This window comes from Brevibacillus massiliensis, from assembly GCF_000311785.1.
GTDB lineage: Bacteria > Bacillota > Bacilli > Brevibacillales > Brevibacillaceae > Brevibacillus_C > Brevibacillus_C massiliensis.
The window spans coordinates 418,357-438,219 of the sequence record NZ_HE978535.1 but is presented as its reverse complement, the minus strand read 5'-3'; the positions used below and the strand labels follow the sequence as shown (position 1 = coordinate 438,219).

At 58.5% G+C, this 19,863-nt stretch carries 20 protein-coding genes; 3 read left to right on the top strand and 17 right to left on the bottom strand.

The genetic code is table 11. The features are described 5' to 3' along the window. The first annotated feature begins 109 nt into the window (after positions 1-109). Positions 110-1,714 carry a flavin monoamine oxidase family protein gene (locus HGBM_RS02190; RefSeq protein WP_019119469.1) on the top strand — a complete coding sequence of 535 codons (1,605 nt, stop codon included), beginning with the start codon at positions 110-112 and terminating at the stop codon, positions 1,712-1,714. Positions 1,715-1,781: 67 nt separating this feature from the next. Here the strand turns inward: HGBM_RS02190 and HGBM_RS02185 are convergent, their stop codons facing one another. The 10 genes from HGBM_RS02185 to HGBM_RS02140 all read right to left on the bottom strand — a co-directional run bounded on the left by HGBM_RS02185 (position 1,782) and on the right by HGBM_RS02140 (position 11,575). After that, positions 1,782-2,333 carry a hemerythrin domain-containing protein gene (locus tag HGBM_RS02185; protein WP_019119468.1) on the bottom strand — a complete coding sequence of 184 codons (552 nt, stop codon included), beginning with the start codon at positions 2,331-2,333 and terminating at the stop codon, positions 1,782-1,784. Positions 2,334-2,433: 100 nt separating this feature from the next. Continuing rightward, positions 2,434-3,771 carry a serine hydroxymethyltransferase gene (locus HGBM_RS02180; protein WP_019119467.1) on the bottom strand — a complete coding sequence of 446 codons (1,338 nt, stop codon included), beginning with the start codon at positions 3,769-3,771 and terminating at the stop codon, positions 2,434-2,436. Positions 3,772-3,795: 24 nt separating this feature from the next. After that, positions 3,796-4,458, bottom strand: coding sequence for a GntR family transcriptional regulator (locus HGBM_RS02175; RefSeq protein WP_035286203.1), 663 nt, complete (start codon positions 4,456-4,458; stop codon positions 3,796-3,798). A gap of 255 nt (positions 4,459-4,713) precedes the next feature. Further along, entirely contained in the window at positions 4,714-5,337 is a 624-nt protein-coding gene (locus HGBM_RS02170; protein WP_019119465.1) for a malonate decarboxylase holo-ACP synthase, read from the bottom strand. Then, complete coding sequence (mdcD, locus tag HGBM_RS02165) at positions 5,328-7,019, bottom strand: biotin-independent malonate decarboxylase subunit beta (RefSeq protein WP_019119464.1); 1,692 nt, start codon at positions 7,017-7,019, stop codon at positions 5,328-5,330. The genes HGBM_RS02170 and mdcD overlap by 10 nt, the downstream gene beginning before the upstream one ends. Then, entirely contained in the window at positions 7,016-7,312 is a 297-nt protein-coding gene (locus HGBM_RS02160; protein ID WP_019119463.1) for a malonate decarboxylase subunit delta, read from the bottom strand. The genes mdcD and HGBM_RS02160 overlap by 4 nt, the downstream gene beginning before the upstream one ends. Positions 7,313-7,335: 23 nt before the next feature. Continuing rightward, entirely contained in the window at positions 7,336-8,226 is an 891-nt protein-coding gene (locus HGBM_RS02155; protein WP_019119462.1) for a triphosphoribosyl-dephospho-CoA synthase, read from the bottom strand. A gap of 15 nt (positions 8,227-8,241) precedes the next feature. Beyond that, entirely contained in the window at positions 8,242-9,903 is a 1,662-nt protein-coding gene (gene mdcA, locus HGBM_RS02150; protein WP_019119461.1) for a malonate decarboxylase subunit alpha, read from the bottom strand. Between the two features lie 22 nt (positions 9,904-9,925). Further along, a complete protein-coding gene (mdcH, locus tag HGBM_RS02145; protein WP_019119460.1) occupies positions 9,926-10,858 on the bottom strand; it encodes a malonate decarboxylase subunit epsilon in 933 nt (310 codons plus the stop codon). Positions 10,859-10,897: 39 nt separating this feature from the next. Then, the gene (locus tag HGBM_RS02140) at positions 10,898-11,575 is read right to left on the bottom strand and encodes a GntR family transcriptional regulator (protein WP_019119459.1); all 678 of its coding nucleotides are present in this window, start codon (positions 11,573-11,575) and stop codon (positions 10,898-10,900) included. A gap of 243 nt (positions 11,576-11,818) precedes the next feature. Here HGBM_RS02140 and madL point away from each other — a divergent pair, with 243 nt between their 5' ends. Both madL and madM read left to right on the top strand, forming a co-directional pair. After that, positions 11,819-12,208, top strand: a complete 390-nt coding sequence (madL, locus tag HGBM_RS02135; RefSeq protein WP_019119458.1) for a malonate transporter subunit MadL — start codon at positions 11,819-11,821, stop codon at positions 12,206-12,208. Between the two features lie 2 nt (positions 12,209-12,210). Continuing rightward, positions 12,211-12,975 carry a malonate transporter subunit MadM gene (gene madM, locus HGBM_RS02130; RefSeq protein ID WP_019119457.1) on the top strand — a complete coding sequence of 255 codons (765 nt, stop codon included), beginning with the start codon at positions 12,211-12,213 and terminating at the stop codon, positions 12,973-12,975. A gap of 84 nt (positions 12,976-13,059) precedes the next feature. On the opposite strand, the gene cbiB is transcribed toward madM, so the two are convergent. From cbiB to HGBM_RS02095, 7 genes are read right to left on the bottom strand one after another with little or no spacing between them, the layout of a single operon-like run. Continuing rightward, on the bottom strand, positions 13,060-14,007 hold the full coding sequence (gene cbiB, locus HGBM_RS02125) for an adenosylcobinamide-phosphate synthase CbiB (protein ID WP_019119456.1): 948 nt from the start codon (positions 14,005-14,007) through the stop codon (positions 13,060-13,062). Between the two features lie 7 nt (positions 14,008-14,014). Continuing rightward, complete coding sequence (locus tag HGBM_RS02120; protein ID WP_026074142.1) at positions 14,015-14,719, bottom strand: adenosylcobinamide amidohydrolase; 705 nt, start codon at positions 14,717-14,719, stop codon at positions 14,015-14,017. Positions 14,720-14,765: 46 nt separating this feature from the next. Beyond that, positions 14,766-15,323, bottom strand: a complete 558-nt coding sequence (locus HGBM_RS02115; protein WP_019119454.1) for a nitroreductase family protein — start codon at positions 15,321-15,323, stop codon at positions 14,766-14,768. Between the two features lie 14 nt (positions 15,324-15,337). Continuing rightward, the gene (locus tag HGBM_RS02110) at positions 15,338-15,889 is read right to left on the bottom strand and encodes a cob(I)yrinic acid a,c-diamide adenosyltransferase (RefSeq protein ID WP_019119453.1); all 552 of its coding nucleotides are present in this window, start codon (positions 15,887-15,889) and stop codon (positions 15,338-15,340) included. 38 nt (positions 15,890-15,927) lie between these two features. Beyond that, complete coding sequence (gene cobT, locus HGBM_RS02105; RefSeq protein WP_019119452.1) at positions 15,928-16,974, bottom strand: nicotinate-nucleotide--dimethylbenzimidazole phosphoribosyltransferase; 1,047 nt, start codon at positions 16,972-16,974, stop codon at positions 15,928-15,930. Between the two features lie 2 nt (positions 16,975-16,976). Continuing rightward, positions 16,977-18,494 carry a cobyric acid synthase gene (locus HGBM_RS02100; RefSeq protein ID WP_019119451.1) on the bottom strand — a complete coding sequence of 506 codons (1,518 nt, stop codon included), beginning with the start codon at positions 18,492-18,494 and terminating at the stop codon, positions 16,977-16,979. Then, positions 18,487-19,860: a cobyrinic acid a,c-diamide synthase CobB gene (locus HGBM_RS02095; protein WP_019119450.1), complete on the bottom strand. Its 1,374-nt coding sequence runs from the start codon at positions 19,858-19,860 to the stop codon at positions 18,487-18,489. The genes HGBM_RS02100 and HGBM_RS02095 overlap by 8 nt, the downstream gene beginning before the upstream one ends. Between the last annotated feature and the right edge of the window lie 3 nt (positions 19,861-19,863).

Genomic DNA, 19,863 nt, shown 5'->3' with positions numbered 1-19,863 from the left:
TTACCTCATAAAAGAAAACCTGCAAGCAGCCATTATCTGTGGAAAAAATCAAAAAAGCAGATTATAATAGTCGTAATTATTATATTATTCAGATAAGGAGCTTGATAGAATGGCCCGAACGCCTTTCATGCGGCAATTAAAGGCAGCAGCATCCATTGCAAAAGAAGCGTCCGCCCGACATGTCGAGATTGACCAGGTCATCGCAGAGCGTCTGGAAAAAGGGATCTCCAGGCGAGAGTTTTTGCAGCACTCCCTGCTGACAGCGGCGGCACTGGCCGTACCGCCAACGATCTGGAGTCTCGGTTCCCAGACCGTGAATGCCGCGACCGCACCGCGGATCGTGGTCGTTGGTGCCGGGTTGGCCGGCCTTGCGTGCACCTACCGGCTAAAGCAAGCCGGATATACCGCTCAGCTCTATGAGGCATCCAACCGCGTTGGAGGCCGCTGCTGGAGCATCAGGAATCATTTTGCCGACGGACAGGTCGCCGAACACGGCGGTGAGCTGATCGATACGGACCACACCGCGCTCATCGAGCTGGCCGCGGAGCTGGGCCTTGAGCTCGACGATCTGCTGGCGGCAGAAAAGAAAGGCCATGAGCCCTTCTTCTACTTTAATCAGACGACGTACCCCTTCCGGAAAGCCGCCCAAATGTTCAGGCAAATTTGGGACAAGCTGCAGGCAGACGTAGATGACGCTGACTACCCGACCTTGTATAACAGCTACACGCCGCGGGGGTACCAACTGGATCACATGTCGATACTCGACTGGATCGACGAGAGCGTCCCGGGAGGCCGCAAATCCCAATTCGGCAAGCTGCTGGACGTGGCTTACAATATCGAGTACGGCGGCGAATCCAGCGACCAAAGCGCACTCAATCTGCTGTATCTGCTCGGCGACTCCGAAAAAAACCGCTTCGAGCTGTTCGGCGCATCCGATGAACGGTACCACATCCGCGGCGGCAACGATCAGGTGCCTGCCCGCCTGGCGGAGAAATTGAAAGATCAAATCCACACAGGAACGCCGCTGGCAGCGATCCGAAAGAACTCCGACGGCACTTACAGACTCTCGTTTGACAAGGGAAGCGGAACCAAAGACGTCACAGCCGATCTGGTGGTTCTCGCCATCCCCTTCTCCATCCTCCGCCATTTGGACATCGGCAAAGCCGGATTTCGTCCATTGAAGATGACGGCCATTCAGGAATACGGCATGGGTACAAACACCAAGCTGGCTGTCCAGTTCACCGACCGCCACTGGGAGGCGCTCCACTGCAACGGCCTGACATACTCCGATACGGGCTACCAGAGCACCTGGGAAGTGACGCGGGCCCAGCCCGGCAAGTCCGGCATTCTGGTCGATTTTACCGGAGGCGATATCGGGAAGAGCTTCAACCGGGGGGATACACAGACGCGAGCCAAAGAGTTTCTCGGGCAAATCGAGCCGGTGCTGCCCGGATTGACCGCCAAGTGGAACGGAAAAGCGACGCTGGACTACTGGACGGGATACCGCTGGACACAAGGTTCCTACTCGTATTACCGCGTCGGCCAATACACCAAGTTTGCCGGCATCGAAGGAGAACCGGAGGGCGATTGTCACTTCGCCGGCGAACACACTTCCATCGACTATCAAGGGTATTTGAACGGCGCGGTGGAAACGGGTGAACGCGCTGCCCGGGAACTGCTCAGCAAGTTGAAAGCGGCGGTTGGCAGCAGATAAGCCGCCGAACGCCAAAGACCACCTTTCGCACCGCACGTACAAGTGCCGCGAAAGGTGGTCTTCTCTTTCAGACCCGTTGCGATGCCGCCGTTTCCCGCTTGACCAAAGCGGCAATCTCCGCTTTCTCCTGCTCGTTCAAGATCAGACTGACCATCGGAAAAAAGTAGTGATCTTCCTTTTCAATGTGCTTCTTGAGCAGGTAGGCCAGCAGGTTCATCTTCTGGATAAAGAGATCGCGAACGGACTCTTCGTCCCGCTGCGGGTAAAGTTCGAGCGCTTCGGCATAGCGGTTGCGAATGACTTGATGCTCCTGTATCAGTTTCTTGATCGGCCCCGCTTCCCGGCTCAGGATGTGATGGCCAAGCCGCGGCAGGATAAATTCTTCCTCGTAGCAAAAGTGCTGATCCAGCTCCTCTCCGATACTTTTGAGCGCATCGGCATACGCTTTCTCCGAATAGCCGGCCCGCACCTGGTCCATCTTCTTGCCGAGCTGTGCATGTTCAGCCACGAACGTGTGAAGTTCAGGTGATATTATCGATAAAATCTGTTCGTACTCGCTCTCTTTGGTCAGCTGCCAATCGCTGACGTCCAGCTTTGGCTTGTAGGTATTCCCGCTCATCGCGATGCCTCCTCAACTATTCTTCCTCCTTCACTCTACAGGAATCGCCTGAGCGGGACTGTGATTCTTGTCACTTTTCCGGTGAACAGTTGGTTACATTTTACTCATCGAAACAGTATTGCACTTCGCGAAACGACGACCTCAATTCCATCACCTGGTGTTTGAGGGCTTCCGGCTGTTCCTTGTTCACCAGTACACGGGCGATCAGGTCGGCGATCACTTCCATCTCCGCTTCCTTCATGCCGAGCCTGGTCACTTCCGTCGTTCCCATCCGCAGGCCGCTGGGATGGTCCCAATCTTCCGGACGGTCGCCCGGAATCAGGTTCTTGTTTGTAATGATATTGGCCTTGGCCAAACGAGTCGCCGCCGGATAGCCGCCGCCGAACGCTTTCACGTCCAGGATGACCTGATGCGTCCGCGTAAAGCCTTTATGTGCCCCGAGGACAGGGATACCCTGATCGTGCAGCGCTTTGCCGAGCGCCTGGGCGTTGGCGACGATCTGTGCCATGTACTCCTTTCCGAAGGCCAGAAACTCCGCGGCGGCAGCGGCCAGTGCCGCGACGCGGTTTACCTGATGGGTCGCGGCCAGCGCGGGGAAGATGGTATCGGTTAAAGGCTTGGTCAAGGCCGGATCGTTCCAGACGATAATCCCGCTTTGCGGCCCGCTGAAGGTCTTGCCGGCCGAACCGATCATCACGACGGCTCCTTCGCCCAGCGGATCCTGGAACTGGCCGCCGCCGATCAGGCCAAGCTGATGCGCGCCGTCAAACACGATTTTTCCGCCCCACTCGGCCACTACTTGCGCCATCTCCTTCAACGGGAAGGGGAAGAGCGTCATGGAAGCGCCCAGTGTGACCAGTTTTGGCTGCACTTTGCGGGCAACCTCTGCGAAAGCGTCCAGATCCACTTCCAGCTCCACCGGGTCCATCGGGACGTCCCAGATATGCAGCCCGCGAATGCCGGCAGGCCCGTCCATGCGATTGCTCGAATGTCCGCCAAACGGCTGGGTGAGACTCATGATGCTGTCTCCCGGCTGCGTCATCGCCGCATACACGGTCATGTTGCCGATCATGCTCGCCACCAGGCGATGGTCGGCGTAGTTTGTCCGGAAGACTTTTTTCAGCAGTTCCACGCAGAGGGCTTCGATCTCATCGATGTAGCGGGTGCCTGCGAACCACCTTTGTTCCGGTCCGATGTTCCCTTCGGCGGCGCGAATGCCCACCTCCGCGGAAAGCAGACGGCGGACGGTGGGACTGGTGGGCGCCTCCGGTGCCAGCAGATTCAGGCACTCCTCCCCGCGCCAAAGTGCATTTCTGGTTACGGCGTTTATGACCTCCTGCTGCATCAAGCGAGGCGAAGGGCACTGCTCAATGATCTCCCGGGCCCACTGCAGGATGCCCGGATCGTGAACCTCAACCTGTTTCGTCATCGGATTCATTTCGTATCCCCTTTCAAACTTGTTTTACCAGATTCGGTCTCCTGTCAACAACCTGCCGAGACTAAGCCAGTTTTCTTCCACCAGATCCGCCGCTTTTTTGCTCTCGCCGCTCTCGATGGCCCGCAGGATCTCCCGGTGCTGTTCAACTGATGTGCTGCCTTCCAGCGTTCCGAATTTTGCGAATTCGAGGCGCCGGATTTTGGGCAAAACTCGCTCCAGTGCCAGCACGATCTCCCGGTTTCCCGTCTTTTGTACAGCGATGTCGTGAAACTGGTCATCTACTTCCACTGCTCCAACGATGTTTTTCGCCTCGAGCGCCTGTTCCAGCGCCGCATTGCAGCGCTCCATCAGCAGGATGTCGCCCTGCTCCAACAATGGTGTGGCCAGCCGCGCCGCCAGGGCGTGCAGGGCAGCAACAACAGTGAATGCATGCTTCGCCTCCTGTTCATATAACTGGGTCACCCGGGTCAGAGAACCGGGAGCGGTTTCCACCAGTCCCTCGTCTTCCAACCGTTTCAACGCTTCCCGCACCGGCGTTCGGCTCACCCCGAACCGGGCCGCTAGTTCACTGTCTTTCACTCGCTGGCCGGGCTCCAATTCCAGGGTGATGATCGCCGCCTTTAACTGGTGATACACCTGTTCCCGCAGCGTGGGACGGGCAATCGGCTTGATAGAATTCATTTTCATAAAACCAATATATTGGATATCAGGTGAACTGTCAACAGATTATTCTGAAAAGTGAAACATGAGCTTATCACAATTTACGCCCCGACCGTGCGAACTTTAGTAGGGAAAAGGATGTTCCGCCGGGAACTGAGTGCTGCTCCCCCTTCGCGAATCAACAGAGAAAAAGCTCAGCAGCCTGATAAAACAGAGAGCCCCGTGGAATATCCTGTATCCCGAGGCTCTCTGTTCCGTTTTAATCATTTGGAGTTGTCTTCCTCAACACTCCCATGGATTGTCCGCAAGCACAGGCCCCGCCAACGTCCGCAGTAAAATCGGCATGTCCCCGCGCGCATACTCGAGTAATGAAATGGCACCCCTTGGCGTCTCGATCTGGGCGTCGATCCTCACCGGAGCGCGTGAAAAGTCATCGGCGATTTGTCTGGCACGTCCGACTGGCAAAAAATACGGCACGCGAATGACCACATCCAGGTCACTCTCGGCTGAGACGACGGGCAAACCGCTGGCCAGTTCAAATCCGACACTGCCCGCCGGCCCCCATAAAAGCTGATGGGTCCGGCAAGACTCATCGACAAAATCAAGTGCGCGCAGGGCCTTGACCTGTTTGCCGCGCAGAGTTTGTCTCCACCCCCGCTGCCGGGCCAACTGTACGGGCGTAATCTGTCTCATCACTGCGGACTGCGGCAGGAAAGCCGCAAACCGCTGATTCCGGGCCGGGCCGCGGATGCCTACAGGGATGTTGCCGTGTTCGACGGGAGCCCGCCTGACGACGGCAAAGGGAGCGAACATCACCGCTTCGCCGACCCATTCAGGCAGAGGCCGGGGTGCGATCAAATCCTCGGCATCCCTGAACTGCAGCAGATCATGCGCTCTTACCTCCACTGTTCGGCCAACATCCTGCGCACTTGTATGGAAGCGGTCCGCCCGCCCCGCGAAGCCGCCTCTGAAGAAAGCCGCACGTGCAGATCGCGGGGGGCAAAACGGGTGCTCTTGATCGCCTCGGCTATTTTATCCTGCACCAATGCGCGGTCCTCGTCTCCCGGTGTATCGGCATTGACGCCGCCGATCAGCTCATGCAGCGCTCCGAGCGTCGCGAAGGAACGGATGTCATAGGCCATCGCCGGCACTTTTTTCGTCGCCTCCTCCAGTTCCGCAACGGAGCGGCGGGTAATCCTTGCAGCCGACTGCTTGGACATGACGTGCACATGCACCCCTTCGTCATCCAAGGCCAGGATCCGGTTGGCTTGCATGCCGTGGGACAAAAAGGCCCCCGAGATGGCATGGCCGACAACGAGGGTGATGACCGGATGCCCGAGCTCTCTGGCGGTCGCATACGCATCGACGGCCGCTGCGCACGCAAGGTGAATCCCCAGCAGTTCTTCGCGATAGCCATACGCCTGGCTGGGCACATCGACGATGGCTGCAATCGCGCGGCGCTCTCCCGCTTGATCGGCCTCCATCGCTTGGCGGATGTATTCGGCAATGGCCCAGCCCTCTTCCAGGCCGACTTCTCCTTGACGCGCTCTGGGAAAGCGACTGTCCGGGTCCGGGACCACCGCAATATAGCGGACGCGTTCTCCTCCCAAGGTCGCATCGGCACATCGTACAGACGGGACATCCCCGGCAATTGGCTCGCACCCGACTGTCAGCATCTGAAACCAGGTTCTCCCTCTGCTTGGCGGGGCGTTTCCGCGGTCAGGCTCAGCAGCTTTGCCGGACGCTTTTTTGCCTGCGCCCTGCCTTTGCTGCCAAATCTCCCGGAATATCTCCGTATGTAGCGGCTGTGCGGGATCCACGGCTTTTAAGAGCGAGCGGTACAGCTCCACTTGGGCACTTCGCGGCGTTTCCCGGACTCCCCTGGCAAAAACCGCCCGGATCGCTTCGGCGATGGCCGTGACATCATCTGCCGCCAGCTCATCGGCAAATCCTGTGGCGACGCGCTGCGCTCCGCCGATGGTGTTCCAGATCAACTGCCGGTCTGCAGAATCAAACTCTTCGATCCCCGCTTCCTGTTCGATCACCTCCGGGCCATTTAAGCCAAGCCTGCCTTCGCGCGTCATGATCAGGGCGCTCAGCAAGCCGGCGGTGATCGACATTCCGCCAAAGGATCCGATTTTCCCCGGGATGACGCCGACGACCGGGACATGCCTGCGCAGGGCGACGATCGCCGCTTGGATCTCGGCAATCGACAAAAGGCCGTAATTGGCCTCCTGAAGCCGCACGCCGCCGGTATCAAACAGGAGGACCGGACGCGTGCTTACGCCGTTTTCGTTGTCTTTCAGCGCCAGCTCCAGCGCTCCGGCAATCTTGGCCCCGGCTACCTCCCCGATGCCGCCTCCCTGAAACTTTCCTTCGATAGAGATGACCACAGCGAATACCCCGCCAATTTTCCCTCGCGCTACGACTACTCCGTCATCACTCTGCGGGACGATCCCCTGGGGCTCCAAATGGGGTGATTCCATCCGGTCAAAGGGACCGAGAATCTCGCGAAAGGTGCCTTCATCCAGCACCGCTCGCGCCCGTTCTCGCGCATCCAGCTCGACAAAGCTTTCCCTGTGTTTCATCTGCCCTGGCTCACCTCCAATGCCTGCGCCAGCCTCAACGTCACAACCCCTGGCGTTGCGCCAAAATCGTTCACCTGGATATCTGCCGCCACGTCATTCGCCGTCAAAAAACGCTCCAATACCAAGCGCCATTTCTCTTGAAATCCTGTACACCCGGTCCGAATCACGACACGAGTGCGGGGCTCTGTCGACGGTTCCAGCAGGATTTCCAAATCGCCGGAGCCAACCACACCTACATGGGCCCGCCCCTGCAGCCGCTTGGTCGCGGGAAATTCGAACGTGAAGGTCTCCATACTCAACACCTCCGTACATCGCGTTATACTTGCCTTGCGTACGCTTCTTTTCTCGTCGGGACGACTGGGCCGCCGCCGCTTCCCGCATGCAGCCGGTCGAGGAAGAGTGCGGCAGCCAGCAGATCTGCGCTGCCACCGGGAGAAGCATTCCGGGCCAACAGCTCTTCGTCCAGCGCCCGTAGCAATTTCCAGCCGATGCGGGTCGATACGCCGCCCGTGGCCAGGATCATGTTAGCCTTCTCTTTCGCGGCCAGCAGCGCTTCCATCCCGCCGCGATGCAAAAGGCACGTGTCATCCAGATTGGCGATCAGCGCAACCAGCGCATCCAGCCTGGCCTGCGGCTCCGAAACACCGCGCTGCCTCGCCCGGTACAAAGTCGGCAGGGCGATGCGTATTACATGGGGGAACCCTTGCTGGGCCTCCCCCCTTGCGCCTGCCACACCATAGCGGCGCTGCACGCGAGACCCGTTTGAACTTTGCCTGGGAGCGTAACGATCGGGATAGCAGGCGAGCTTTCCCGCAGTGGAGGCGATTTCAAGCGGAGACGCCCCCGGCTCGTGCATCGCAGCGGCAGCCGTCAACAGGCCAATCGCCCAGATCGCCCCCTTATGGGTATTCGAGCCGCCGGTCGCCTCCAACATGATCTTTTCCCCCTTGCGGCCAATCTCGGCGATCTCCTCGCGCAGCAACTGGCCAGGGTTTCGCCGGCAAGCTGTAAAGCCGATCTCGGCAAACGTTCCTTCCAGGGCGGTCGCCGAACGAATCATCAGATCGATGTTGAGGTCCTCGTGGGCTCCCGTGCTCTCTTCATCTACAAGGCCGGGCTTCGGTGTGAGCCGGGCTTCCTCCAGGAGGGCGGCGACGGCCTGACTGGCAAGGTATTCGCCGCACTGTGCGGCACTGGTCCAAACCACTTCGCTTCCCTCCCTTTACCAACTGCGGAATTTGAGCGGCGGCTGATACAGCCCCCCCGACCACTCGACCAGCTCTTCTACACTCTTCGCGGCAAGCAGCGAGCGCTTGGCATCTGTCCGGCGGACTCCCAAATCCTCCGGCAGGGCAATGATTCCCTCCCGGCGCAGCCGCTCTGTCGCTCTGGGGTCATGCTGTATCCCGATCGGCGTCACGCCGGCGATCGCCGCGATCGCTTGCCGGCGTTCCTCCATGCTGCTTGCCTTGTACAAATACGCGATGCCTTCCTCCGTCACGACGTGGGTGACGTCCTCTCCGTAGATCATCACCGGAGCGGCAGCCAAATGAGCGGTACGGCCCACCTGAACTGCGTCCAGCTCCTCCACGAATACGGGACAATTTCCCGTCTGGAAGGTCTCCACCATCTGCACGACGAGCTTTCTCCCCCGCTCGAGCGGGTTGTCCGAAGTGATCATGTTTAACCAGGCGGGAGTAGAATGGCGGCGGCCGCGGGGATCGTGCCCCATATTGGGCGCTCCGCCGAACCCGGCCAGCCTGCCGCTCGTCACTGTCGAGGAATTGCCGTCCCGATCCATCTGCAGGGTCGAGCCGATGAACAGGTCGACAGCGTACTGGCCGGCGACCTGGCAGAGCGCCCGGTTGGAACGCAAGCTGCCGTCGCGCCCGGTAAAGAAGACATCCGGCCGAGCCGCGACATACCTCTCCATCCCGACTTCTCCCCCAAAACAGTGGACGCTTTCGACCCAGCCGCTCTCAATCGCCGGGATCAGGGTGGGATGAGGATTGAGCGCCCAGTGCTTGCAGATTTTACCTTTCAACCCCAGCGATTCTCCGTATGTCGGAAGCAGCAGCTCGATCGCCGCCGTATTATAGCCAATTCCATGGTTCAGCGACTGGACACCATGGCGCTCGTAAATGCCGCGAATCGTCATCATCGCCATCAGCACCTGAATCTCTGTGATGTGACGCGGGTCTCTCGTAAACAGTGCCTCCAGTTGGTAGGGCTTGTCGGCCACAACGACAAAATCGATCCACGAGCCGGGGATGTCCACGCGGGGCAGCTCCTCCACCAGTTCGTTGACTTGCGCGATCACGATCCCGTCGCGAAAGGCAGCGGCTTCAACTAGGGTAGGTGTTTCCTCAGTGTTGGCGCCCGTGTACAGATTGCCGGACCGGTCTGCCTTGTCTGCGGCGACCAAGGCGACCGAGGGGATCAGGTCGATAAACAGCCTTCCGTACAATTCCAGATAGGTATGTATTTCTCCCATCGTCAGCTTGCCGTCCTCCAGCATTTGCGCGATGCGCAGGCTTTGCGGGCCGGCGTAGGAAAAATCGATTTTTGTTGCGATGCCCTGTTCGAAAATGTCCAAATGTTCCGGCCGGGAGATGCTGGACATGATCATGTGCAAATGGTTGACTTTGCTGGGATCAACCTGGGCCAGGGCCTTTGACAGAAACGAGGCCTGCTTTTGGTTGTTTCCCTCCAGCACCACCCGATCTCCCGGGGCGATCAGCGCTTCCAGCGCCTGGACGATGCTTTCGGTCGGGATGACCCGCCCGTGGGCAATTCCTTCCAGCTTGGCTACCCGTGCCGCCTTTGCATCGCGGCGAGTGGTCCATGAGCGTTCACTTTGGGCAGTTCGATTGTCTCGGTGCACGGTATCCTTCTCCTTTCACATGTTAATCGTTTGCCTTGAACCGGTTGGCCAGAATGCAGCAAGTCTTGAGGCCGCTGTCGGCTGCCGAGACCGAGCGAATGGAAGGAAAAGCGGTCTTCGCCAGGTTGGTCAAAACGCGCCCGGGTGGCATTTCGATAAACAAGCGGGCTCCCCGTTCAACCAGCAGCGAGGCAGCCTCATGCCAGCGCACCGGGTGGGAGACGCCGAGCGCCAAATCTTCCCTGATCGCTTCCGGATCCAGCAGGGTGCGGCCCGTCCGGTTTGAGGCGTAGGGAATCGCCGGCTTGCGGAACGGTACCTGTTTGAGCGCATCTGCCAGTTTGGCGGCTACGGGTTCGAGCAAACGGCAGTGGGAGGGAACGCTCACCTGCAGTCGTTCTGCCTTTCTTGCCCCTTCCTGCCGGGCGGTTGCCAGCACCCTCTCTATACCCTGGACAGACCCGGCTACCACGATCTGATCCGGCGCGTTGTAGTTGGCCAGATAGACAGGTTCTTCGCGGGAGAAAGTCCTCGCAACGATGTTTTCCAGCTTTTGCTGCGGAATCCCCAAAACAACCCCCATGCCATATCCTTGCCTAAAGGCGTTTTCCATCAGTTCACCCCGCAATTTCACCAATGTCAGCGCAGCGGGAAAATCAAGCGAACCGGCGATGACTGCGGCGCCGAAGGCCCCAACTGAGTGACCCGCCGCCCAATCGGCTCGCGCTCCTTCCGCCTGCAGCGCACGGGCAGCAGCCACTCCGGAGACAAGCAGCGCTACCTGGACGGCAACAGTCGACCTGAGCGCATCCTCGGTGTCCCGTAAAAGCAGGTCCTCACCCAGGAGATCGCTCGCCTCTTGAAGCGTCCCGGCAATCACCGGATGGCGGGGCATGCTGCGAAGCATATGCGGCTCTTGGGAACCCTGGCCAGGAAACGTGAATACGACGCTCATAATCCCTCCAATAAAATGGCCCGCGGCTCTTCCGGCGGCTTAAAACAGGTCATGGCCGGACCAGGCCGCCTTGGCCAAAGATTTCTGGATACTCTCAATCACATCGCTGTTGTGTTTTTCCAGGATGCGGGCCGCCTCGGCAATCTTGCCGTCTTTCAGCATCCGGACAATAATGGAATGTTCAGAAACCGACTTTTCAATCTTCCCCTCGTTCGCAAACGAGAGGCTCTGAACCCGCTGAAGAGGCAGTTCCAGTCGGGAATAGACGTTTTTGATCACTTGGCTTTTGCTCATCTCAATCAGGCACATGTGAAACGCGTAATTGTACTGTGTGTACTTTTTGATCGCTTTTTCGTCTTTCATCTCTTGGAGAACCTGGTCCATTTTTTCGATTACTTCGGTGTCCACACCGTGTTCTTCGATTCGCTTCATCGCCAGCGATTCCAGCATGGTGCGGATTTCGAGCAAATCATAGATTTCCGCTTCGGTATATCCTTTGACGACAGCGCCTTTTCTGGGGATTCTTTCGACAAGACCTTCGATCGAAAGCAGAAAAATGGCCTCTCGGACCGGCGCCCTGCTCGTGCCGTACTCTTCCGCATACGTATTCTCGATCAATTTTTCCCCTGGCTTTAATTCGCCGGTAATGATCTGTTCTGTAATGTGTTCCGCAATTCTGTTGGAGAGAGCGTTTTTACTCAAGTCCAGAGTACTCATGCAATACCTCCTTCAAATAGAATGAACGAAATGAAAATTGTCGACTGTCGGTTAAATTATAACCTGTAAAATTCGTCGATTCAATATTTTTTATATTTTACGAAAATAATTGCAATTTTTCTGTCATCCCACTACTATTGTCTTAAGTATAATGTCGACAGTAGATTAACGTCTCTTTTCACAGAACAGGGCGTTGCCTACTTGCGATCAACGAATAAAAACGCTGAAGCGAGGTGTTTGCGGTTGGTCATTTACGGGGTTTCACTGCTGTCCATTTGCATGCTGGTGGGGGTTTTCCTCGGGGATTTGCTGGGAAAGCTCGTCGGGGTGAAAGCCAATGTCGGCGGTGTTGGCATCGCGATGCTGATGTTGGTATTGCTGGTCGATTATTTGTCGAAAAAGAACAAGTTGAACATCAAGTCACAGGAAGGGCTGTCTTTTTGGAGTTCCATGTACATTCCGATCGTCGTCGCGATGGCTTCCCAGCAGAATGTAGTCGCGGCGGTAAAAGGCGGGCCGGTGGCACTGCTGGCCGGTGTCGGCGCAACCGTCGTCTGTGCTGCCCTGGTACCGGTCGTAAGCAGGATCGGGCAGGCAAAACAGGAGTTTATTAACGAAGTAGAGGAGGCATAACCATGCTGGACATGCTTCTTTCCATCTTTAAAAGCAATGGACTCGTAACGGCTTTTGCGGTCATTGGGATCGTGATGTACATCTCCTATCAGATTTCCGGCAAACTCACCAAGGGAAGAATTCACGGCTCCGCAATCGCCATCATATTCGGACTCATTCTTGCTTACCTGGGGGGTATCACTACAGGCGGCGAAAAAGGGCTCGCTGACGTTTCATTTTTTTCCGGGATTGGTTTGATGGGCGGCGGGATGCTGCGCGACTTTGCGATTGTGGCAACCGCTTTTGGCGCCAGCTTCGATGAAGTGAAAAGGGCCGGAGTGAGCGGGGTTGTCGCCCTGTTTCTGGGAGTTGTCATCTCTTTTTTAGTCGGAGTGTTGATAGCGCTGTCATTCGGATATACGGATGCGGTCAGCTTGACGACGATAGGTGCCGGCGCCGTCACGTACATAGTGGGACCGGTGACCGGAGCGGCCGTCGGGGCCAGTTCGGACGTCGTTGCCTTGAGCATAGCGGCCGGATTGGTAAAATCGATTTTAGTGATGATCGGGACGCCGTTTGTCGCCAGGTATATCGGTCTGGACAACCCCCGCACCGCACTCGTGTTCGGCGGGTTGATGGGCACGACAAGCGGTGTCGCGGGAGGATTGGCGGCGACAGACCCCAAGCTGGTCCCCTACGGCGCCGTGACGGCAACCTTTTACACGGGACTTGGCTGCCTCTTGTGCCCGTCCCTGTTGTTTCTGGCGACGAGGTCCCTGTTTGGCTAGGAGCGCCCTGCCGCGCTTTATTGCGGACGCACGTCACCCGGCGGGTAGCAGGCACAGAGCGGCGGCCTGCTCGTTTTCCGTCGGTCATCGCAGGACAAGCAGCACACCTGCGCACAGACAGACGAACAGAACGGAGACGAGATACATCAATGATACGGTTTGCGGGATGTCGTCCGCTTGCAGCGGCCTGTTCGGATCCCCCAAACGCGCCCGGTCGGAAGGCACTCCCTTGTAGTAATTCAATCCGCCAAGCTGCACACCCAGCGCACCAGCCACTCCCGCCTCGGAAAAGCCGCTGTTCGGGCTGGGATGCAGGCGGGCGTCGCGGCGGATCACCAGCCATGCCTGGCGCCAGTGCAACCGTTTCAGCCAACTGGCCGCGACGATCAGGAGCGCGCCTATCCTTGCCGGTATGTAATTGGCGAGGTCGTCAAAGCGGGCCGATGCCCAGCCCAGATGCTCGTATCGCTCGTTTTTATAGCCAACCATCGAGTCCAGCGTGTTGGCCGCCCGATAGGCCATTGCCAGCGGAGCCCCGCCAATCGCCGCGTAGAACAGCGGGGAGAGAATCGCGTCGACGATATTTTCCGCCACCGTCTCCACGGCCCCGCGGACGATCTCCGGCTCTTCAAGCTGCTCGGTGTCCCGGCCGACGACCATCGCCAGCTCGCTTCGCGCCGCCGGAAGATCGCCCGCTTGCAATTTGGCGTAAATGTTCATCCCTGCTTCAGCCAACCCCTTGGTGGCGATCGTCGTCGAGATGAGCCAGACCTCCGCCGCCCAGGCCAGCCAGGGATGTAGCATAGCCAGGCCCTTTAGCAGCAGCCAAACGACCAGGTAAGAGCCGCCCACCAAGAGCAGCGGAAAAAGCATTCCTGCCCATTTTAATGAAGCCGCGCGGGTAAAGCGGCGACGGATCGCCTGCTCCAGACGGGTGATCACCCACCCCATGCAGACGACCGGATGGGGGAGCCAGCGCGGGTCGCCGATCAGCCGATCCAAGAGGTAGGCGCACAGCAGATGAACAGCCATCACCGCGCTACTCCTCCCTCTGTGTCGCTGCCGCTTCACGCACCGTTTGATAGACCAGCCTGGCTGCAGCGTCCCCGATCGTCGTCGCCGTGCCGGCGTACGGATGAAGCTGCGGATAACCCTGCTGGCTGACAGCGAGGACAAACGAATCGCTTGTCGTTCCCGTAGCGATCTCCCCCGTATTCGTCAACAGCTGCAAGTCCTGCAGAGCCGCCGCCTTGGCTTCACTTGCCGTGAGCAGGGCATTGACCATCGCAGCCGGAGTCATCCGGCCGTTGACGAACAAAAACGTGTTAATCGTCCCGGATTGATAGGCGGAAAAAATCCGTTCTGCCTTTCCTGCACGGGCAGCATTGCTCGTGCCTGCTGTCGTGCAGCAGACCATGTCAAAGGCGTCCCCCGCCTCCTCGGCAACAGCGGCATGGGTCAGCTTTGCCGCCGTTTGCAAGCCGATCGTCGCATCTAGCTGGTAGCCCCACTGTTCGATTTGCTCCCGCATCCGGGCTGCCGGGTCTGTACTGCGGTAAGTCTTGTCCACGTACCAGTTGACAAACGTGTGGGCGCTGGACAGTCCCCCGCCCCACAGCGCGCTGCTCAGCGTTTCCATGGGGATGGCAGTGCGGATGAGCAGATGCTGCTGCTTTAACTCCACACTCAGCTCGGGCCACACATGTGACCGATAAAAAACTCCATGACGAAATGGCTGTGACATCTGTTCCCTCTCTCCCGCCGGCTGCCATTGATCGCCGGTTGGGCTTCTACATCCATGTGGTTTTTTCGGTATACGGCGTACGGGTGGTGGCCGGGACTTCGGCAGCAGGATAGCCGATGAACACGGTTCCGATCACTTTTGCAGATTCGGGCGAACCGATAAATTCATAGAGCCGCTTGTCGCGGACCAGTCCGACCCCTCTCGTCCTCCACACCAGGCCTAAACCCAATTCCTTGGCCATCAGCCACATCGAATGGATCGCACAGCAGACGGCGAATTCATTATCTTCTGATGAGTCTTCATCATCTGGAATGATATCGGAGGTGACGACAATTATCAATGGGGTATGATCGATCACTTCCACAGAGCTTTGCACGAGGTGGGGTTTGGCCGGAAAACGCTCGTGCAGGTAATCGACTGCGATCTGCCGATAGCGCTCTTTGGCCTCGCCGCGGATGACGTAAAAATGCCACGGTTCCCGCAAGCGGTCGTTGGGCGTCCACGTCGCCGCTTCCAACAGCAGCTTGATTTTCTCCTCTTCCACCTCGCGCTGCTCGTAGTTGCGCACCGCCCGCCGCTCCTTCAAGATCTGCATGATCGACATGGACACGTTCACTCCTAAAATTCAATTCCGTACACGGCCGGAATTCCTTCATTATAATAATGCTTTTCGGCCTCGACCACGGAGACGAGATCGGCTGCCGCCTTGACCTCGTCTTTGGCGTTTCTGCCGGTAATCACCAGATGCACGTGTTTGGGGCGGCTCTGGATCAACTCAAGCACCTCGGCGAGCGGCAGGACGTCGTCGACCGGAAAGCTGCTGATCGCCAGGGCATTGTTTAACTCGTCGAGGATGACGAGATCGTATTCGCCGCTCATGACCGCCTCCTTGGCCCGCGGCCAGCCGGTTCGCAGCGCTTCGCGATGCTCTTCCGGCGTCTTTGTCCAGGTAAAGCCGATCCCCAATTGGACCATCTCTACACCCAGCTTCTTGAGGGCGATCTGTTCGCCATAAGAGCGCTCCGGCGATTTGATGAATTGGAATATTTTTACATTAAATCCCCGCCCGATGCCGCGCAGGGCCAATCCCAAGGCGGATGTCGTCTTCCCTTTCCCGTCTCCCGTATAGACGAGGGTAAGTCCACGCTGATTCTCTCTGCTTCGACCCATTAGCCGCTCAATCCTTTCCTCTGTTATGGCTGGGCTGATTACGCTTCGGTTTTCCCCGCGATCCCGGCGGAATGGAAGGTGGCCATCTCGCGGAGCATCCGCGTCGCCGCCTCGACGAGCGGAAAGGCAAGCGCAGCGCCCGTCCCTTCGCCGAGACGCAGCTCAAGATCCAGCAGGGGCTGTTTGCGCAGGTGGGACAAGGCCTGTTTGTGTCCGGGCTCTTGCGACTGGTGGCCGACGATCATGAAGTCAGTGATTCGCGGCTCGATCCTAACTGCGAGCAGGGCGGCAACGGTCGAGATAAATCCGTCCACCAAAATCGGCACTCGCATGGCAGCCGCCTGCAGCATCGCTCCCGCCATCGCACCGATCTCCAGTCCGCCCAGTTTTGCCAGGACGTCGAGCGGATCGGCGGGATCAGCCTGCCGGGACTCGATCGCCTGCCGAATAATCTGCTTCTTGCGGAGCAGCGCGCCATCTGCAAGGCCGGTTCCCCTGCCGACGACATCCTCTACCGGCTCTCCGGTGAGCACAGCCAGCATTGCGCTGCTGGGCGTCGTATTGCCGATCCCCATTTCCCCTAAAATCAGCAGCCTGGCCCCCTGCTGGATCATCTGCCTGGCACAATCCGCCCCGGCTTCAAGGCTGGCGGCTGCTTCCTCTCTGGTCATCGCATCTTCATGCAAAAAATTGCCGGTGCCGTACCTGATTTTCCGCGAGATCACCTCTTCTGCCGACAGATCGCTGGCAACGCCTACATCCACTACCTGCAGCAGCGCGCCGATCTGGCGGGAGAAAACGTTGATGGCTGCCCCGCCGCCTGTAAAGTTCAGCACCATCTGGGCCGTAACCTCCTGCGGATAGGCGGAGACTCCCTCCTTCACAATGCCGTGATCCCCGGCGAAGACGATCACGCCGGGCGGCGATACTTGCGGAAACGGCTCTCCGGTTATTTTGGCCAATTGGATGGCCAGCTCCTCCAACCGCCCCAGACTGCCCGTCGGTTTGGTCAATTGGTCGATATGCATCCTGGCCGCTTCCCCGGATGCGAAATCGAGCGGCGGCACCTGTTGCATCCACTTCATTTCTACCTCTCCTGCCTTTCCTGTTGAAACTGTCTCATCTTTTCATAGACGTATGGCAGATCGACATGGCTCCTCACCATTTCGGCAATCTGATCAAACCCCTGTTCCCGCAGGCGTACAAAAGAGACGCGCTCCGCTATCGGAGGTAAGCCTTTTTCACGCCGAATGTCACCCAGCAGCTCATGCCGAAACTCGTCATTGTGAAAAATCCCGTGAAAATACGTACCCATGATGCCACGGCTGCGGTCCCATACGCCATCGGTGTGTTCCCGCAGCTCGATCAGCGGAGAGACATCCCCTGTGTACCGGGACTCACCCATGTGAATCTCGTACCCGGTTACCTGCAAATCTCTATCAGCCAACCGGATGACGCCCGCAGACTGGCTTGTCGTCTTGGTCTTGAGCAGGCGGGTAGCGACAGGCACCAGCCCCATCCCCTCGACCAGCCGCTGCGGCGACTCCACCTCATCCGGGTCTTCGATCCGCTCCCCCAGCATTTGATAGCCGCCGCACAGTCCGACCAGCTTCGCCGTTCCCTTCCGCACACGGTCGATGACGGCCGCTTCCAGACCCGATTCGCGGAGGAACAGCAGATCTTCCAGCGTATTTTTGCTGCCCGGCAGGATGATCAGATCCGGCTGCCTTAGATCGCTGACCTGTGTCACGAAGCGGACACCGCAGTCCGGCTCGACAAAAAACGGGTCGACATCGGTAAAATTGGAGATGCGGGGGTAGCGGATGACAGCGATATCGATCTCTTTGGGCTGATCGCTCCTCGCTTGATACGTCTCCAGGATCAGGGAGTCTTCCGCATCGATATACAGGTTGGGCAGGTAGGGAAGCACCCCGATCACAGGCTTTCCGGTGTACTCCTCAAACCAGTCGAGCCCGGGCTTAAGCAGGGAGAGGTCGCCGCGAAACTTGTTGATGACTACGCCGATTACCCGATCCCGGTCCTGTGGCTCCAACAGCTGCAGCGTGCCGACCAGACTGGCGAAGACTCCTCCCCGCTCGATATCGCTGACCAGGATCACCGGTGCATTCGCCATCCGCGCCACCCGCATGTTGACCAGTTCGCGGTCGTTGAGATTGATCTCTGCCGGACTGCCCGCCCCTTCGATGACAATGCAATCATATCGATCGGCGAGCCGCTGGTATGCGTCCTGGATGATTTTCAATCCCTGCGCAAAAAAATCGCTGCGGTAGTCAGTGGCCAGCATGTGCTTGTAGGGCTCGCCGTGGACGACAATCTGGGCTTCCCGGTCGCGGGTGGGTTTGATCAGGATCGGGTTCATATCGGTCGTGGCGGCAATCCCCGCCGCTTCAGCCTGGACTCCTTGTGCCCGGCCGATCTCCTTGCCGTCGATCGTCACATAAGAGTTCAGCGCCATGTTTTGCGACTTGAAGGGAGCCGTGGCATAGCCGTCCTGCGCAAAAATCCGGCAGAGGGCTGTCACCAGCACGCTCTTGCCGGCATCGGAGCTGGTGCCCTGGACCATCAGCGGAAGCGCCCTACCCATAGGCCTGAACCTCCCGGCACTGCTCGATCCAGCGCACGACTACCGCAGGGTTGGAGCCAAAGTGAAAATGCGTGTACCCGGCGACGAGGTTGCCCGCCAGATACCCTTCCTGTTTGGCGCCGCGCATGCCTTTGGTCTCATAGGCGGGAGTGAATTCGCCGCGGGCTGCAAAGGTGGAGTAGTGAAACTCGTGCCCTCTCGCCGCAGCATCTGCTCCCAGCAAGAAGTTGCCGGCGCGGCCAAAGATTTCGCGGTAGCCGAGTGCGGCCAGCCTGGTTTGCATCGTTACCTTGCCCGGGATCACACCGGCCATCGGATAACGGCTGCCGTCTGTCGTCTCGATCTCTTCCGTCAGGTACATAAAACCGCCGCACTCCGCCAGCGTGGGCAGCCCGGATTGCACCGCCTGGCGGATCGACGCAAGCACGCTCTCGCCGCTCGACAGCGTACTGGCAAACTCTTCGGGAAAACCGCCGCCGAGGTAGAGTCCCTGCACTCCTGCCGGGACCGTCTCCCCCGCCAGCGGCGAAAAATAGACGCACTGTGCGCCATAGTGTTCAAGCAGTTCCAGATTTTCCGGATAGTAAAAGTGAAAGGCGGCATCCTTGGCAACCGCTATTTTCACCCGCTTCGGTGCAGGCGGCGTGGCGAACAGAACCGGCTTGGCATCTAATTCAGGCGCCTCTGCAATCGCCAGCAGTTGATCCAGATCGACCGTCTCGCTGATCAGATCGGCCAGCTTGGCAAAGAAGCCGTCCAGCTCCCCGCGCTCCAGCGAAGGAATCAGGCCGAGATGGCGCTCCGGAATCGCGATGCCTGCTTCCCGCAGGAGATAGCCGACGACCGGTATGCCGCACTCCTGCTCCACCGCTGTTTTGACGATGCGGTAGTGTCCGACGCTGCCCACTTTGTTGGCGATGACGCCGGCGATGCGGATGCCTTCGGCAAAGTGTTGAAACCCTTTGACGATGGCCGCGACGCTGCGGGCCATGCTGTGGCAGTTGACGACCAGGAGCACCGGGCTTTCTGTAATCTGGCTGATATGGGCCGTACTGCCGTCGTTATTTGCCGGATTTTTGCCGTCAAAAAAGCCCATCACTCCTTCGATGAGGGAAATATCCGCGCCGCTGCTGCCGCGCGCAAACACCTCTTTGACCGCATCCTCAGGCAGCATCCAGCTGTCCAGGTTGCGCGAAACCCGTCCGGTTACCGCCGTGTGATAACTGGGATCGATGTAGTCAGGGCCACATTTGAAGCCCTGCACGACCAGTCCCCTGCGCTGCAGTGCCGCCATCAAACCGATCGTCAGCGTGGTTTTCCCTACCCCGCTGCCCGTTCCGGCGATGACAATCCGACGTTGTGTCATGTG

Excerpts from the sequence above, each read along its gene's own strand:
- HGBM_RS02190 (WP_019119469.1), top strand. The coding sequence starts at position 110 with ATGGCCCGAACGCCTTTCATGCGGCAATTAAAGGCAGCAGCATCCATT.
- HGBM_RS02185 (WP_019119468.1), bottom strand. The coding sequence starts at position 2,333 with ATGAGCGGGAATACCTACAAGCCAAAGCTGGACGTCAGCGATTGGCAG.
- HGBM_RS02180 (WP_019119467.1), bottom strand. The coding sequence starts at position 3,771 with ATGAATCCGATGACGAAACAGGTTGAGGTTCACGATCCGGGCATCCTG.
- HGBM_RS02175 (WP_035286203.1), bottom strand. The coding sequence starts at position 4,458 with ATGAAAATGAATTCTATCAAGCCGATTGCCCGTCCCACGCTGCGGGAA.
- mdcD (WP_019119464.1), bottom strand. The coding sequence starts at position 7,019 with ATGAAACACAGGGAAAGCTTTGTCGAGCTGGATGCGCGAGAACGGGCG.
- HGBM_RS02160 (WP_019119463.1), bottom strand. The coding sequence starts at position 7,312 with ATGGAGACCTTCACGTTCGAATTTCCCGCGACCAAGCGGCTGCAGGGG.
- mdcH (WP_019119460.1), bottom strand. The coding sequence starts at position 10,858 with ATGAGCGTCGTATTCACGTTTCCTGGCCAGGGTTCCCAAGAGCCGCAT.
- HGBM_RS02140 (WP_019119459.1), bottom strand. The coding sequence starts at position 11,575 with ATGAGTACTCTGGACTTGAGTAAAAACGCTCTCTCCAACAGAATTGCG.
- madM (WP_019119457.1), top strand. The coding sequence starts at position 12,211 with ATGCTGGACATGCTTCTTTCCATCTTTAAAAGCAATGGACTCGTAACG.
- cbiB (WP_019119456.1), bottom strand. The coding sequence starts at position 14,007 with ATGGCTGTTCATCTGCTGTGCGCCTACCTCTTGGATCGGCTGATCGGC.
- HGBM_RS02120 (WP_026074142.1), bottom strand. The coding sequence starts at position 14,719 with ATGTCACAGCCATTTCGTCATGGAGTTTTTTATCGGTCACATGTGTGG.
- HGBM_RS02115 (WP_019119454.1), bottom strand. The coding sequence starts at position 15,323 with ATGTCGATCATGCAGATCTTGAAGGAGCGGCGGGCGGTGCGCAACTAC.
- HGBM_RS02110 (WP_019119453.1), bottom strand. The coding sequence starts at position 15,889 with ATGGGTCGAAGCAGAGAGAATCAGCGTGGACTTACCCTCGTCTATACG.
- cobT (WP_019119452.1), bottom strand. The coding sequence starts at position 16,974 with ATGAAGTGGATGCAACAGGTGCCGCCGCTCGATTTCGCATCCGGGGAA.
- HGBM_RS02100 (WP_019119451.1), bottom strand. The coding sequence starts at position 18,494 with ATGGGTAGGGCGCTTCCGCTGATGGTCCAGGGCACCAGCTCCGATGCC.
- HGBM_RS02095 (WP_019119450.1), bottom strand. The coding sequence starts at position 19,860 with ATGACACAACGTCGGATTGTCATCGCCGGAACGGGCAGCGGGGTAGGG.